The organism is Arthrobacter globiformis, from assembly GCF_030817195.1.
In the GTDB taxonomy this organism is placed as follows: domain Bacteria; phylum Actinomycetota; class Actinomycetes; order Actinomycetales; family Micrococcaceae; genus Arthrobacter; species Arthrobacter globiformis_D.
In genome coordinates, this window is the sequence record NZ_JAUSYZ010000001.1 from 2,282,316 (window position 1) to 2,298,178 (window position 15,863).

At 61.3% G+C, this 15,863-nt stretch carries 12 protein-coding genes and 1 pseudogene; 5 read left to right on the forward strand and 8 right to left on the reverse strand.

All coding sequences use genetic code 11. The annotated features are described in order from the left end of the window. The first annotated feature begins 709 nt into the window (after window positions 1–709). Window positions 710–1,669 carry a hypothetical protein gene (locus tag QF036_RS10300; protein WP_307101493.1) on the forward strand — a complete coding sequence of 320 codons (960 nt, stop codon included), beginning with the start codon at window positions 710–712 and terminating at the stop codon, window positions 1,667–1,669. A 157-nt stretch (window positions 1,670–1,826) separates the two neighbouring features. Continuing rightward, window positions 1,827–2,588: a hypothetical protein gene (locus QF036_RS10305; protein WP_307101494.1), complete on the forward strand. Its 762-nt coding sequence runs from the start codon at window positions 1,827–1,829 to the stop codon at window positions 2,586–2,588. Between the two features lie 75 nt (window positions 2,589–2,663). Here the strand turns inward: QF036_RS10305 and QF036_RS10310 are convergent, their stop codons facing one another. The 3 genes and pseudogenes from QF036_RS10310 to QF036_RS10320 all read right to left on the reverse strand — a co-directional run bounded on the left by QF036_RS10310 (window position 2,664) and on the right by QF036_RS10320 (window position 5,955). Next, entirely contained in the window at window positions 2,664–4,469 is a 1,806-nt protein-coding gene (locus tag QF036_RS10310) for a hypothetical protein (RefSeq protein WP_307101497.1), read from the reverse strand. A 211-nt stretch (window positions 4,470–4,680) separates the two neighbouring features. Further along, a pseudogene (locus QF036_RS10315) lies at window positions 4,681–5,246 on the reverse strand (recombinase family protein). Between the two features lie 145 nt (window positions 5,247–5,391). Next, window positions 5,392–5,955, reverse strand: a complete 564-nt coding sequence (locus QF036_RS10320; RefSeq protein ID WP_307101499.1) for a WxL domain-containing protein — start codon at window positions 5,953–5,955, stop codon at window positions 5,392–5,394. Window positions 5,956–6,621: 666 nt separating this feature from the next. Between QF036_RS10320 and QF036_RS10325 the strand changes: the two genes are divergently transcribed. After that, window positions 6,622–7,146: a hypothetical protein gene (locus QF036_RS10325; RefSeq protein ID WP_307101500.1), complete on the forward strand. Its 525-nt coding sequence runs from the start codon at window positions 6,622–6,624 to the stop codon at window positions 7,144–7,146. Between the two features lie 130 nt (window positions 7,147–7,276). Then, window positions 7,277–8,350: a hypothetical protein gene (locus tag QF036_RS10330; RefSeq protein ID WP_307101502.1), complete on the forward strand. Its 1,074-nt coding sequence runs from the start codon at window positions 7,277–7,279 to the stop codon at window positions 8,348–8,350. Window positions 8,351–8,839: 489 nt separating this feature from the next. On the opposite strand, the gene QF036_RS25435 is transcribed toward QF036_RS10330, so the two are convergent. The 4 genes from QF036_RS25435 to QF036_RS10345 all read right to left on the reverse strand — a co-directional run bounded on the left by QF036_RS25435 (window position 8,840) and on the right by QF036_RS10345 (window position 12,845). Further along, window positions 8,840–9,145: a DUF7793 family protein gene (locus QF036_RS25435; RefSeq protein WP_444875978.1), complete on the reverse strand. Its 306-nt coding sequence runs from the start codon at window positions 9,143–9,145 to the stop codon at window positions 8,840–8,842. Between the two features lie 1,002 nt (window positions 9,146–10,147). Then, window positions 10,148–10,270: a hypothetical protein gene (locus QF036_RS10335; protein ID WP_307101503.1), complete on the reverse strand. Its 123-nt coding sequence runs from the start codon at window positions 10,268–10,270 to the stop codon at window positions 10,148–10,150. A gap of 1,126 nt (window positions 10,271–11,396) precedes the next feature. After that, window positions 11,397–11,861 (reverse strand): sensor histidine kinase, encoded by a 465-nt coding sequence (locus QF036_RS10340; RefSeq protein ID WP_307101505.1) that lies wholly within the window; start codon window positions 11,859–11,861, stop codon window positions 11,397–11,399. Window positions 11,862–12,503: 642 nt separating this feature from the next. Continuing rightward, window positions 12,504–12,845, reverse strand: coding sequence for an Hpt domain-containing protein (locus QF036_RS10345; protein ID WP_307101507.1), 342 nt, complete (start codon window positions 12,843–12,845; stop codon window positions 12,504–12,506). Between the two features lie 343 nt (window positions 12,846–13,188). Between QF036_RS10345 and QF036_RS10350 the strand changes: the two genes are divergently transcribed. Beyond that, entirely contained in the window at window positions 13,189–13,563 is a 375-nt protein-coding gene (locus tag QF036_RS10350) for a response regulator transcription factor (RefSeq protein ID WP_307101509.1), read from the forward strand. A 325-nt stretch (window positions 13,564–13,888) separates the two neighbouring features. On the opposite strand, the gene QF036_RS10355 is transcribed toward QF036_RS10350, so the two are convergent. Beyond that, the gene (locus QF036_RS10355) at window positions 13,889–14,446 is read right to left on the reverse strand and encodes a putative immunity protein (RefSeq protein ID WP_307101511.1); all 558 of its coding nucleotides are present in this window, start codon (window positions 14,444–14,446) and stop codon (window positions 13,889–13,891) included. Between the last annotated feature and the right edge of the window lie 1,417 nt (window positions 14,447–15,863).

Consider the following 15,863-nt stretch of genomic DNA (forward strand, 5'->3'; position numbering starts at 1 on the left):
CGGACGTTCAACACCGGACAGTTTTCGCAGAAAGCAACAGACCATGAAAAGACGCCAATCCCTGCAGCCCGCCACGGCGAGGACAGGAGAGCACTGCCCTCAGAGCGGTTGGTGGCGGTCCGAAAGCGTCGACGAGACACCACGCTTCATAAACGAGGGCAGTATGCTGCCGGCGGTTGATGAAACTGCCGGGCTGTGGGTACTCGTCCTGCCGACAGGACAGAGCCATTCCCTTGTCACCTGAGGGCTGACGAGCAATTCTCGCAGATGAGCTGACTGGTTCGAACGCCCCGGTTGAGCTGCAAGGCCAGGACCGAGACAATGCTTCCGACGGTCCTCTTCTCTCGAGTCCCTCGCAGAACGCCGATAATGAAGATTTCGTCAACTTGCAGGGAGACTGCGGCCCTGTGCTCTAGTGTCCCCAGGGGACGTGTCTGGTATCGCCCGGGCTTACTTGGACTGGATGGCAAGCCGTAATAAAAGCCCCTGGCAGGATATTTGACTTGATCTTCTGGTCGCGTGCCAGCAGTGCTGTATATGCTTCCAATCACGGCGAAGGGCCGAGTTAGATATCTTGGTAACGGATAGATCAAATATTGCTGTATCCGGCATTGGGGGCACCGTGGTTGGGCGAATTACTAAGGTTCTGGGCGGGGTCGGCGCGGGGCTTGCCATCGTCGTGGCGGGTGCGACCGGGGCCACTTGGTTGATGACCAAGGATTCAAATGTGGCTGATGGTCAAGTTGCTCAGCAGGATGTGCCTTCTGCGACATCTCAACCTTCTGGTTCAGCTGTGGCATCAGCTGCGGTTCTTCAGTCCTTGGACAGGCTCTCTTTAGACGTGAAGCCGCAAAAATTTCTTCTCGCCACTGAACGGTGGATTATCAGTCCTGCAGCAAGCGTTGAAGATTTTCCGTCAGAAGATCAACCTGTGGCAGCTCTATCCTGCTTCCAGAAGGACTTTGCGACCAGGGAGGCCTACAAGGATTGCCTAAGCTCCACGCCAGGCTGCACAGCAGAGCAACGTGAATGGCTGAGAAATAATGCCACTCTGTCTAAAGATGGTCTGTTTGCCATCGATGGGACTATGGGCTTGGGCTCCGTCACCTTGAAAAATACCGCGGACTCGGCACAGTCGATAGCATTCAAAGACATTCGCTTTGAAGGTGAGTTTACGAAGGTCAACGATGCTGGTTTCAGCGTCACCTGCACTAATTACAACGACTGGTCGGGAGGCGCAGCAGCGGGCTTTGCCACCGAACGCCAAGTTCTTCTGCCCTTCGGTGAGGGAACAGCCGTGTTTGGTCAGCCCCTTCCATATGGCGAGGATCTTACCCGGGCCATCCCTGAGGGGATGCCGGCAGTGGTAAACCTTGCCGGTGGGGAGACCTCCGGCGTTCAGCTGGCGATCGAGACCCCCTACAGTAGTGGCCGCGTTACGGGCCGTGTCGTTGCCAGAGTCGCCGCCAATGACGGTGAGCGCGACATTAGCGTTCCACTGCCGCTTCTGGACGGGGACTCTTCCGTCTACACGTCAATTCTGCAGCCATCTCTTCGGGTTGATGGTGGCGCAATCTGTCCTGTGGACACAACGTCCAACAAAAAGTATTCGACTACACCAAGGATCTGTTCCTTTGCTGAACTGAAGGCCAAGAGCAACCTTGGTTGAGCGACTCCAGAGTGCGTCTCCCGACAGTAACGGGGCGCAGCAGCCGCCTGTGGAAACTCTAAATGAACCGGCTGGCGTGGAGAGGCAGAGCCTGGGGACCATCTACGCGTCTTTGAAGGCAGCGATCCGAAGATTGCGGGTAGGACAAGTCTGGGCGGTGGTCGTAGCAGTGGTAACGGTCATCACCAGCGTAGTGTCCATTTGGCCGATTATCTTCAAGGATGAGTCGAGCCTGCAGTCGCTCAAGATTACGATGAAGCCGTTTCGGGCGGCGGACGTATCTCACTTCGGGCTCCCTGTTTCAGCACCAATTGAGTCTTTCCCCAAGGGCGGGCACCTGTGTTCTCCCGAACAGGAGGAATGGCTCAATCAGCATGGTGTGCGGTTTCAGCGGGACTATCTGGTCGAATTGCGTAACTCGGCCGGAGGCGGTGGTTCGCTCGCCGTCAGCCACTTTCGGGGGGCGGCAAGATCTACTGCGCCCGTAAACGCTGCCTACACCGTTGAGTGCGATAAGACCGGTGATGGGGGAGTAGTAGCGGAGCCTGCACGGCTGCCCCTCGACTCCGGCGAAGGAGCTTTCTTCGATAAGTCCGTCATGGGTCCAGCAGGTACCGGGCAGCCTAATACTCCTCTTGCCTACAACCTCCGTCCCGGTGAGACTGGCCAGATCGTGTTGACGCTGTCGGCACTCTCAAACTTCAATGGTGACGTAACCGTAGACGTTGCGTCGGGAGATGAAAGTTCTGAAGTTAAGGTAGCGCAGGAGCAAGGGGCTCCGATTGAGGTGCCTGGTGTGCTAAGCCCTCGTACCATCTTGATCAAAGTGGAGGATGGGGCGCTTGTTTGCCATGTGACTCCCAATTCCTCAGCGCAAATCAAATCATGCAACACGCAAGACGTGTTCAACGCTAACTAGCTCGGGGTGCATGTCCCGAACTACGCGGGTGACTCTGCCCGGTTCTACGGGGTGTGTTTCCCGATCCGGTGGAGCTCAACGATAAACCGTCTTGACGTTTAGGAGCCGGGCCGGTGCGGTTTCGCTTCCGACCGAGACGGCTGCCTGCAAGTAACCGCCCTCGGAGAGGGCTGGGTACAGCTGGTAGTGCTGCAAATCGTCCTTCCATTGATCTGCCTCTCCGACGCGCCAGATGCCAGCGCTGGGGCCGAAGCAGATGCCGGACCAGTACGGATACCCGGGGACACCTTGAGGACCCGCACCTGTGGCACGGCCGCAGACCGTTCCGTCAGTGAGTTCGATCCTGACGGGGCTGCTGTCGTTCGGGGAGACTCCGGAATTCGATCCTGTAATGCTACTTGTCCCTATATTTTTGATGCGCGTAACGGTCACGGTCCCTGTTGCTCCCACCGTAGAACACAGGAAGTCCGCGGGCGCTTCGGTGCCGCGGAAGCAGGGATCATGGACACCATTGCCGATAAAGCAGCGGAATCCGTCCTTTCGCGGAGCGATCTCAGATCCGGTGCACGAGGATTGACCTGGGGCCTCCAGGGTTTCCGTGACGGCAGAGAGTGAACCGTCATGCCAGGGATCGAGCGTCACGAAGCGGGTGGCAGACGGCTTGGGCCCGGTAGCCGTGATAGTCGCTGTGAAATCTCCCAGACCAGTAAATTCATTGACCACCCCAGTGGCGCTGGCGACAAGAAGCTGTGGCCCGGAGCCCAGGATGGCCATCACAACTTCCTGGGCCAGCGTGAGCTCCAGAACTGAGCCCGCGCACACAAAGAATGATTTCACTACGCCAGCGGTCTGCGACGACGAGAGAGTACCTGTCTGTGAGGTGCCAAAGACATTCTGCAAGCAATCGAGGTCATCTATCTTATCGAGTTGAACAGCTTTGCCTAAGGGCTTCAGGGCGACGTCGAGGGTTTTTGCCAATATTGAGACCAGGAGCATGGCAGGATACTGCCTGAATCGAAGCTTCACGTCGCCGGCAGGAGCGGTGAAGGTGAAGCGAGCGTCGGCCCCAGGCAGCATGAATGCTTGACTGCCCTTCGTGAAACCTAGGTTTCGGCCCAGCGCTACCGTAAAGGCGGTCGACGCCGACACCTCGGTTACGTTGCGGGCCGTAGATGCCGGTGTGCTTGATACTAGGAAGGGCAGAGGCGAGTTGGGGGTGGCGTCTACAGTGAGATTGCCGTCTATCGCCGACACACAGATCCATGCCTGCGCCTGGGAAATGGCCGAGTACGTTGTTCCTGAAACCGTGGCCGTCTTTCCTTCACAGTCCGGCTTGGGATATTCGATACCCAAGCTCTGCAAGACGGCGTCGCGGACCTTATTCATGAGCGCCTTGAGGTCCAACTGCACCGGCCAGACGAAGGACAGATGGGGAACCTGGGCAGTCAAAGTCCCGGCTCCGGGATTCCAAACAGCTCTCACCAGATCCGGTGCTGACGAACCCTCCGACTGAACCATCAATGCCAACGTTGTGGGGGTGTCGTTCGGTCGTTCCGAAACAAGGCGGCTTCTGTCCACTGGCACCGTTATTGTGAGCGGTTTGGACGGTTGAAGGCCATCCCCGAGCTTGATCTTGAACGCCTTAGCCAGTGTTTTGAAGCTGGCATCCGTAGCCCCTGTAGGGTCACGATCCTCAAACGAGGCCTCCACTTTGGTTCCCACCGGGGCAGCCCCGGCCGGCACCTGGATCCGGACACCGTCCACCGTGAGGTCGGCGCCGTTCTCTCCGACGCTGGATGACCCAGCCGCCTGCTTCGTGGGGAAGAGGTCACAAGACGTCAGCAGGAGACACAGCGATAGGAACAGCGCCACCATAGACATGACCGATATCGCCCTACTTGCCCGCATAGCGCCCCCCTGCTCGATCGGTGGCACCAGCATATTCGCTAGGATCGTCGCCTCGGCTGAAAACCCCGGAAATCGCCGTCATTATTTCGGTGCTCCAGCGTCACAGTCATCGCCGATAAGGGAGATTCCGTCAACTTGCGCCTTTTCCAACTATGGCTAGCGGCAAGATCGGCAGAGGAGGGCTTTAAGAAAGTTTGGCCTCGCGAAGGTATTGGTAAACCGTTTCCCGGCTGATGCCGTAGTCGCTGGCGAGGACGGATTTGGGGATTCCATTCGCTGCCCGCTGGACCAGCTCGGTCGCCCGTTCCGGTGTGAGGGTCTTTTTCCGTCCTTTGTAGGCGCCGCGCTGCTTGGCCAGGGCGATGCCTTCCCGCTGCCGCTCCCTGATCAGGGAGCGTTCGAATTCGGCGAAGGCCCCCATGACGGAGAGCATGAGGTTGGCCATGGGGGAGTCCTCGCCGGTGAAGACCAGGCTCTCCTTGACGAACTCCACCCGGACGCCTTTGCGTGTGAGCCCTGGACGAGTGAACGCAGGTCATCGAGGTTGCGGGCGAGCCGGTCCATGCTGTGCACGACGACTGTGTCCCCGTTACGGGCGAACCGCAGCAGCTCAGTCAGGTCCGGCCTGGGCGTGTCCCTGCCCGAGGCTTTGTCCGTGAAGACCCGGTCCAGAACCTGGCCGTCGAGCTGGCGTTTCTCGTTCTGGTCCGGCGTGCTGACGCGCACGTACCCGATCCGCTGACCAGCCACCTGAGCCTCCAAACCCTCAACCTGTCAGATTGAGTTCTATGGCCTTTATTGGAGCAGGTCAAGATACTCGAATTGGCTGATGTCAGAGTGGGATGTACATCAACCTGACACGGTCGAGGTGCCGTCTCCCTGGCTGTCTGTTTGGTTAGGACACGGAGTACGTTAGCGTTGCGGTATAGGTGTCCCTCACGGCGTCGTTCGGCACCGGAAGGGTTAGGTCTGCGTTCCAGGTTGCCGTGTTGTTTCCGGAGACACCTGTGGCGGTCTGAACAATCCTGGGCAGGGTCGGATTGATTGCTGTCGTTGCCGTCACGGTTGCGGTGCCGGAAGTCGTGGCCGCCGTGGGGGCGTATTTGGCGCTGGCGGAGGAAAGAGCCGCTCCGGTCGTATCACCTGTGAAGTCGGTGAGGACAACTGTGGCGCTCCAGCCGAGTGTGCCGGCGCGGTTGTCGGATACTGTGATGCCACGGAGAGGGATGGCGGCGGCGCTGCCTGGATCGACCCGACCGAGAGTGACAGATGCCGGGGCTGAACTGAAGCCAAGCGAGCCTGATGAAACTGCGACGGTGGTCAGGGTGTGCGCGGCGGAAGCCGGTGCTGCCGACCCAGCGGCGAGGGCCGCCGAGCAGGCAAGGGAAAGTGCTGCCTGGATCTTCCTTGTGGCCGTCAGCGACGGTGCCTGCCTGGGTGAACTAACGTGTGCTTCCATTACTGCCCCCAAAAAGCTTGCGTAAACCAAAGCTGGCAGCGCCAGACAGAGTGCTTGACAGATTCTGCGGACTCTGACGGTTAGACCCATGGAGACCCATTGCCTCAGGCTGTCATGCGGGAGTCTGTCGCGACACCAGTGGCCGGTACGCGTTTTTCACCGGCAAACGGCGCGTCAAGGTACTTGGGTTTGGGGCCCTGTACCTAGAGAACGGGGTGTTGATGGTGGCCGAGTGGGCGCCGGCGATGTGCGCTGTCCGGGATGGCCTGGGTCGGCTTCGCCTGCGAGGTTTCCGGTTCCAGTCCCGGTCCTCGCTGCAGTGCGCGTGGGCGTCACTGGTCGTCTTTCAGCAGCTTCCCAGGTGGTCATGTTGCCGCACTCACCTGGCAACGGGACCCCAGGTTTTGACAGTCGTTGGCGTCGGGGCTTCCGCAGTTAGACGCTACTTATCCGCAGGATTAGCTCAAGGCCCGCAGCGTGCCTCAGCCTTCACCCAGCCTTCACTCAGGTTCTGCCCAGATCCCGGCTGAACCGCGAATGCGGCTGTTAACGTCGAAGTACCGGTAGGAAGCCGCTGCGCATGCGTCACTTGCAAATGGGCCGCACGCACAACGGTTCCCTCCACCGGTCAGAACAGTGATCCCACTCCAAGCAAAGGTCTCAACCATGCGCACCATTTCCCGCATCTCCCTCGTCGCAGCCGCTTCCGCAGCCCTCGTCGGCTCGATCGCTCTGCCCGCTTCCGCAGCCGAAACGGCCGACACCACCGCCACCGTCGAGGTTCCGGTCGGCTCTCTGAGCATCTCGGCGCCGGTCGGAGCCGATCTCACGACCATCACCCCCGGAGGAAGCGCCAGCGCAACCCTGGCCGGTATTCAGGTCTCCGATACCCGCGCAGGTCAGGCCAATTGGAGCGCCACGGTAACGCTGAGCGACTTCGTCGGTGAAACCGAGACCAACGTTATCCCGGCAACGGCCGCAACCTACACGCCCGCTGCCGCTGTCGAGACGGGGACCTCCACCGTTTCACCGAGCGCGGCGTCGGGTCTGGCGACGGCCAAGACGGTCCAGACCGCGACCGGCGTCGTTGGCAACAACACTGCCACCTGGAGCGCGAGTCTCGGTGTCGCAGCCCCCTCTGACGCGCTGGCTGACAACTACACGGCCACGCTGACCCACTCAGTCCTCTAAGCGTTCCGGCAGCAGAACCGGATTCGGTTCCGGGGTGCCCGCTGGGGCGGCACCCGGAACCGAACTCGTACTAAACCAACCCGCACCCGTTACACCCAACGACTCCGAGGTACTCGTTTTGCGTTTCCTGATGACAGCGTTCGTGATGATCCTCATCGCGGTAGCCCAGATAGCTCCCGCTACAGCGGCAGGCCTTACACAGATGGCCGAGACCACTCCGCCAGCAGAGCCTGCCGGCATCGGCATCCGGCTGCTGGATATTCCGGCCAGCAGCCAGAATGATCCACGGGCGCGCACCTACATCATTGACCGACTGGCGCCCGGAGGCGAGATTAAACGCCGGATCCAGGTGGAAAACAACACGGCCGAGGCGCAGACCGTCCATGTGTACTCGGGAGCAGCACACATCGAGGCCGGGTCATTCGTCGGCGAGAACACCGGGTCCATAAACGAACTCAGCACCTGGACCAAAGCCGCTCAGCCGCAGATCGAGCTTCCGGCAGGAGGATCCGCTGACGTCCTCGTGACGATCAAGGTCCCGACGGATGCGCCCGAAGGCGAACAGTACGGGGCAGTGTGGGCCGAAGTCCGCAGTGCCGCGGACAAGGGCGGCGTCGTGCAGGCCAACAGGGTGGGAATCCGGGTCTACCTCTCGGTCGGTCCGGGCAACGGCAAGCCGGCCAACTTCAGCGTCACCTCCCTGACCCCTGGCCGCGACCAGAACGGCAATCCCCAGCTCAGCGCCCTGGTCACCAACACCGGCGGACGCGCCCTGGACATCACCGGTACGCTCCGACTGGCGGCCGGACCCGGAGGCCTGTCGGCCGGTCCCTTCGGCATCCAGAAAGCTGCGACCATCGCACCAGGCAAAGCCCAGAACGTCACCTTCACCCTCCCCGCGGAGCTGCCCAACGGCCCCTGGACAGCCTCAGTCAGCCTGAAAAGCGGCCTTCTTGAACGGAAGGCGACCGCCACCCTAACTTTCCCGGACGCCGGACCCGGCGAAGCGGTAACCCCCGTCCAGGAGGAAGAAACCCCATGGTCGGCTCTCATGGCCCTGGCAGCGGCAGCACTAATCACCCTCATCGCCACAGCACTGCTCATGCAGCGCCGGCGCCGGAGGCGCCGGGCAGCAATGCCACGGGAAAACGACGTCCCCGGTACACGGCGAGCCAACCGTCAGAGGACCGGCGCCACGAGGTAGGCGCAACAGAATGCGGACACCCCGCCTGACCGAAGCAGAAACCGCAGCCTGGCACAACAGGCAGGCATACGTGCGATTGTCAACGGCAACATGGTCATGACAGCATTCAAGCTCCGCCGTGGGCCTCACGGCGGAGCTTGAATTTGTGCGCTATCGGCAGCCCTGGCGGCCGCGGCTAACCCTCCCTGCAACATGTGTGTGGCACTGAATGTCTCTCCGAAGACCGGCGGTGCTTTCCGATCAGGGGTGCTTTCTGATCAGCTGGAAATTTGAACCGCCCAGCCTCTGATGTCTTCCGGTGAGAAACGGACCCCAGGGACGGCGGCCCGCAGCCTGGCATTCAGTACCGCTTCGACTTTGAAGAGGGGAAGGCCGGAAAAGTCTGCCTGGTGTCCTGGAGGACTGCCTCCAGATTCCCCAGCAGCCAGGACAAGGCCGCATTGGCATCATCATCTCCGGGACCAGCCTGGCAGGACGAGGGACAATGACTCATTTCGGGTCATCTTGGGCGTCGGCCGCAGCGGTAACTTCGCCAGCGTCGACGGCGCGCCGGAGCCAGCCCATCGCCTCCTGAGCGGAAGTGAACAACCTGCCGGGCCAGCTGGGGGCATGCCTGGCCTGACAGGAGTCCACAATGACCTCGTCCACTGGCGAGGATACGGTCATGGCCACTCGGCTCAGTGGCCAGGCTCCGGCAAGCACGCTCCTGACCCCACGATCCATCCCTTGGCTCCCGCTGATCTCGAGGAGCAGTGGATGATCACGTCCGGCGCGCAGGTCCGTGATTCTCGCCATCGCAGCCCGGGGCACTTTTCTCCGTTATCACCGCTCCGGCCCTCCACCTCAGCAGCACGACGCCCTCGGAAAGCTCAACCCTGCCCTTGGCACAATCAAGCGGATGAATGGGCGGACCTCCGAGGCACTTAACAAGAACTGACAGGAATCGGTTTCTGTCAGTCGACTTAGGACCGGCGCCGCAAACAGTATCCACAGGAAGCAAACGTTGTGCATGAGAACATGGGATCTGGGCAGGCTTGAGTCCGAGAGTTCCGTCCGGACGCCACGGCCCTTTCCCGTGCTCAACTTTCCCGGAGGTGTGTGCGTTCAGTGGGTAGCAGGGCAGAGATCTGGCATACCGACCCGGCCACCCTGCGCGACATCGTCTTGGAACGGACCGCCGTGGAGGACCGACTCGCGGGCTGCCCGCCGTTGGAGCGTGTGTGGCTCCTGTCGCTGCTGGGCCGGGACGAGGAAGCACTGACCGAGGGCCAGACGTTGCTGGCGGGCTCGCAGGACAGGTTCAAACCGCTGCTGGTTCTGGCCCAGGTTTATCAGCGCCAGTACCGGTGGCATGAAGCCGCACAACTGCACGAGGAAGCACTGCGCCGATCGGCCGGCGCCTCTTCGATGAAGCCAGATACCGGGACGCTGCGGCAGAATTCGAATGGGCCTGCGACCTGTACCGGGCCGCTGGACGGGACCACATGGCCAAGATGTCCTGGCAGGCCATGCAGCGTGCCCGCGATCTTCACGATACCCGCTGAACCACAGAGACCCTACACGTGCCGGGAGCAGAGGGACCTCCGAGCGGGGACGAAGGCGGGAGTCGGGAAGATTGAGCTTATCCTGAGGAAACGCTGGCTCAGACTTAACCCTTGTGATGGAAAGTAATCATGCACGGTGCAGCAGCGCCGCGGCGCCATCGCCATCCAACAGGAATGGACAGCCGTGACTACCTTCCAGCACGACACCCCGCCTCAGAGCTGTCCTTTCGCCTGACCCTCGGCGTTTGGGACATCAATGAGCGGGCAGTCGGCCCATGAGGTCATGGATGAGGGTTCCCTGCCGGTACTTGATGCCCACCCGCTTCGGATCCTCGCTGAGCAGGCCCGGACGCAGCGTCGCTGAGAGATTATTCAATGACCATCTGGGCCTGTTGCCAGTACGCACAGCCAGCATCGTCGCCGGCCTCGCCGCAGTGGACCGGGAAGGAACCCTGAATGCGGTAGTGAGCCTGAAGGTCACTTCCGCCATGGCCGGCGCCGTGCAGATGGAAAAAAGCTCCCGGGAACTGGAACGTCAATTGCACGTCGGTCCGTGGTCAAAGGCCACGGCTGTCAGGGCCGAACGTTCCAAAAGCATTCTCCCCGGATCGTCTCCGGGGCGCGGCGCCAAGGACGCTTGGATCCCGAACTGCTGCCGTCGCCGGGCTCGCCGCGGCAAAGGCCGACGGGTCCCGCCGTCCCCGAATCGGCTTCACCGAGAAGAAGGGAGCGCATCTCCGTCCCGTTTCGGTGACGGCGAGCAGTCAGGGCGCGCCTACTGCGGTGACCAACCGGCGATAAGGGCAAAGAATAGGACCACGGCACGAGGACTGCGAGTATGCCAAGGAAGGAGTAAGCCATCCACTTCGGCCGCCTCCGATGCGGATTGATATCGATATAGGGTATGCCTATTCCGCCGGGCCTGGGTTGACCGTCTTCTTGCACCGGTACTGGCGATTGATCGCCCTCCTGAACAGGAGGTGCGCGCACAGCAGAGACATGAGCATGAGGCCCGTTAGAGAGGCGAGGCCGATCAGGTAGCGGGTGAAATCCAAAGCGGGCTTACCTTTCGATAGCAAACCCGCCGATCCTAACTCAAGCGAACGGATATACACAGTCAAGCTCAAAGTCGGCTCAAGAGCGTCCTCTTCCGGCTCTCAAGGGTCGGACCTGCCAACCCTGCAAGCGACCCAGGCCAGGAGCTTTGGCGTGTTTACGCCTACAGTGATGGTGTAGCCCGGTATGTCCCCCAATATCCCGGGCTGCGGCCTTTTAACTCAAACTGAAGGGTGAGCCGTTGGTTCACAGCTTGACTCCCGCTGATCCTGGGGGAACCTGCTGGCTGTCCATGTGCGGCCGATGATCTACATGGTCACGCGCCGGCGACTGACCGTGTGACGACCGAAGCTGTGGGTCCGCCCTAAACTGGTTGATTGCCGGCGTTCGCGGGCTAGCGCTAACCCAAGGTGTTCAATGCCAATTGGTCGGCGGAACCGTCATTACTAGTCCAAGGGAAGCGTGATGGTCACTCCCGTGCCGGTCCCGGGAGCGGTGTCAATGGTGATGGTCCCGCCGGCTTCGTGCACGGCGATGACCATGAGGCGCACACCGAACCCGTGGTGCCCGAGGGACTGGATGTCGAAGCCGGCACCGTTGTCCGTGATGGTAAGCCGGATTCCGTGATACACCGCCGCCAATCGGACGGTCAGCTGTGTGGCGTGGGCGTATTTGAACGCGTTGCTGAGGATTTCCTCTGCCGAGTGGTAGAGCAGCGCGGCAGCGGTTGCAGGTATCTCGATGCCGTGGTGCGGCGTCTCCCACCGGATCGAAGTTCCTCTCTGGCGAAGGGGCGTCGTCAGCCTGTCGATGCAACCGGCGAGTCCTAGTGCGTAGAAGTCCACGCGCTGGTGGTCGGTGTCAATGCGATCCTCGGCGGTGACCTCGTCCAGAGCTGGTGCGTGACCCATGGCGTGCCTGCTTCCTTGCATCTCTTGTGGCTTTTTCGCCGTCTTCGGTGGGCGTTCTGTTGGCTTTAGCCTGCCCTGCCAGCATCAAGGACTCCCACTCTTATGCACAGCCCGAGTGCAATTTTGCGGCAGGATCATCAAGCACGCCCCGCAGTTTTTTGTGCACGCCCCGGGCTGGAGTATCCAGGCCGTCTTGTGTAGCAAACTGGAAGGTCGGCCCGGCTCGCCGCCCCTTCGGCGGCCGGAGCTATGACATTCTCGGTGCCGGGACGCTTCGGAGGGCCGGGCGCGTGCTTCCTTTTCACCTGCCCCCCGGGAGTGTGGTCCGGCGTCCCCCAGTCGGACCACGCAACTTCCGCCCGGCCGCGTCCGCCCGGGCAACCACAGGCCAAAGGGTCTTCCGGGGACTCAACCGGAGAACCCAAGAACCCGTCACCGGCCGGACAAGTGGCCTTGACGGCCGGTCTCATCCAGCCGGATGAGCCCCCTTACCTCCAGACAGACACCGATTACCAGCCCGGTCAGGGTCAGGGTCAGGGCCAGGACCACGACAACTGCACAGGCGACCGTGAGGATACGCGCGTGCGGGGAGCCACGCCTGTGCATAGTCTCGCCCTTCGTGTCGCAGCCCCCATCGTAGAATCAACGCCTTGTGAGGAGTCCTTGGCGTTGGGATTCGGCGAGAATCTGGAGAATGTTTCTGGACAGCAGGCGCTTGGCGGCTGTGGGGGCCGGTGCATTGCCCAGCCGTAATTGACGTTCCAGCGCCCCGGCGCACCCCTCCATCCGCCGGGCACCGACCATTGCGGAAACTACCTTGAGGCTCACCGCGGCGTCCAGGGCACGTTCCCGGTCGTCAGTTTCGATACCGGCAACAATGCTGGCAGTGCGCACCGGCAACAGGCCCAGATAGTCATCGAAAAACTTCGCAGCGACGTTTCGTCCTGCCTGTGCCTCAAACATCCGGAAGACAGTGGTGTCCACAACTTGCAGGGCTTCTCCCGCGGTCAGGTATCCACGCTGGGCCGGGATTAAGGATGACCTGTCGTACGCGGTCGAATGTCGGGTGAGTAATGGCTGGCCTGCGATGGGGTGCACACTGGTTCCGTTCTGTCAGAAGCACCGCGCGTTACTGTTCGATGCTTCTGCCATTCTGGCCCGGCAACCTCAAGGCGGATGCACCAAATCCCCCAGATAGGCTCAATTTCCGGCCAGATCCTGGCAAGTCGGCCCGCCAGCCATCCCTTGCTGAGTTAAGACGGCGCAATCATCAATTTGATAGTCTTTCGTCAGGGTTTGCTGGTGCAGCCCAAGGGGGAGACGTGTGATGTTGGGGATTCGAACAGCTGTTGTCATTGAGGACGACGCGGACATCCGCGGTCTTATCCAGGCAATCCTGGGTGCTTCGGCTATCGATGTCCGGACCGCACCCACCGGCACCACCGGTGTCACCGCCGTGCGCGAACACGACCCGGACATCGTGATTCTCGACTTCGGCCTTCCCGATATCAACGGCCTTGAGGTAATTGAGCGGATCAGAATCTTCAGCGATGTACACATCCTCATGCTTACCGGGCACGAAGAGATGGCAGAGAAGCTCACATTAGCGGGAGCCAACACGGTAATGACCAAGCCATTTCGTCCGGGTGCATTGAAGGCCCGCGTCCACGAAGCATTACAGCTTCCACTCCAAAAACCATAAAGCCGGTCTTCACGCAGTAAAAGGCCCACGTAACCGGACGATGCCGCACGATTTTCCGTCAAAACGGGCCGGCGATAAATCAATGTCGCTTCGATCTGACTCCGGGCTAGTTTGCACGAGCTCCAATTGCTGCCAAGCCCACCAGCCCGACAAAATTCCTGCTATCAGCAGTCTCCGCTGGCGGGGGAGTAGCGCTTCAGGGCGTCGACTGCGACTTCCTGCTACCTCGGACAGGGGGAACGCGATCACGGCCGCTACTCCGCTAGGAATACCAAAACCGGACGTTAGAAAATGCGCGCAGGCGGATCCCTCGGCGCACAGCTGACTAGGTCGGAGGATCGAGTTGATCGGGGCGTTCCAGGGCGGTCTGGATTTCGCGGATGATCGAGGCGAGGAATCCGGACGCGAGAAGCCCCGCACCCAGGGGCCCTGCGGAATTCTCGCCGAGTGCAGGCAAGCGTCCAAGCGCGGACCGTGCTTCGACAGCCATGTGCTCCAGCTGCCAGCGGATCTCGTGGCCAACGCTATCGGGTCGATCAGGGGCCGCGAGCCCAGCCGCCATCGCCGCGTAAGCGGCTGCCCCGAGAGCGTGCGCGCCCATGTGGGGGACCGCAGCGGCTTGGGCAGCAGCGCGTGCGGCCGCCACCGCGGCGGGATTGTTCACGCCCTGCGCTGCACGGCCCGCTATGAAACGTTGCCGAATTTCTCCGACGGTATCGAGCTCACCACGAGCGTAGGCCCGCGCTCGTGCGATGGCGTCGCGTGGGCGTCCATCTGCCGGAACTTCTGCCTCAAACAAGACCAGAACCCGCTCCGCGCAGTCCGCGGCCCACCCCGCGACAACGCGCCGATCGGCCTCGGTTAGCGTTTGAGGAGAAGTCATTCGACTACTTTCGCACACGCCCGATGCCGGTCGAGGAAGGGCGCACCCCTCGAATTGTCGCCCAGGCGAGGGCTGTCCAGTGTAGGCGGCGTTGCCGATGGCCGCACGGCAGAATCGCGTGTCGAGACCCCTGAATCTCTGATTGTGGACTCGCCGTCACTCCTGTCCGCGCTTCTCGTCGCCCTGTTATTCGGACACAACGGCTCGTAGTCTGGAATTGCCAAAACCGGAGTTTAGGGGGTCCCGTGACTATTCCGCCGCTACCAGAACCCGAGCCGTTTCCACCTGACCCCGGTCCGCAGGACCCTGGCTCGCCGGATCCAACATCTCCAGGTCCTGTCCCGGAATCTCCAGACCCGACATCTCCGCAGCCCCCTACGCCGAACCCTGATCCGGCACCGGGTCCCCTGCCGGAGCCCGGGCCGAAACCGCCGGATCCAGATCCGACGCGCAGGTCATAAACCCCACCAGTACCACCGGTTAGGGTCCTTCGGGCAGTCGTGTTCGGCGTGGAAAAGCTGGGGGGACGTGCACGGCAACGGGTAGCCGTAGTCCTCGGCTCCCACCGGTGTGATGTTGGGGACGCAGGGGACCTTAGTGCGATCCCAGTCCCACGTGTGCCAGGCATACCCGCGGTCGGAGTCGAGGTTGAAGTCTGGCACAGAGAACCCCGGAACCCCGTAAGCCGCGTCCGATGCCATCCGGCCAGCGAGGTATACACCGTAATCTACAGGCACATCATTGCTCAATCCATGTCGTGCATCGGATTCCGGTTGACTGCGGCAATATCGTCACAGTGGGGGCAGCCGGCGATGGAGAGGGATTTTCCACGTTCGGAAGGACCATCACACTCGAATGGTTGGGCCCCGAAATGCTCACAAAAGAGGGTGTGGACAGTGTCCACACCCTGGGCTTCGGATTCGGTTGTACCGGCCTCGGACTGGGCCGGACTGGGGATGTTTTCGAAAGAGTGGCGGACTTTCAGGGGGAGCGGCCGGTTCGAGTCCCACCTCGGGCACGTGTTTTCCCTGTTCAGGGGCTTGTTAGCCTCTGAGTGTGCACAAACTGTTCACTTATGGGCCCCTTCGGGGGCCTTTTCTATTGGTGGCCGGTGCTGTGGCCGGTTGCCTCCTTCCTTTCGTGGATCGACGGGTTGTTGTTCGTTACCAGTTCATGGGCGTTTATGGCTCGGCCGACATGACCTGGGAAAAATTTGGTGCGGGTTTCTCTATCGCGTCGCTGGGTGTTCACCAGGTTCCTCCTTAGCGGCTGTAGGTGGCTGATCTGCTTATCCATGGTGGGTGCGGGGGAGGACGACGTGACTTGTGCATAACCAGTGGGAACTTTTGCCTCCGGACGCCCACAACCTGTCCGATAGTGCCCGACGGCGAGACGTTGCGCCTGCGTTGTAGCCCAT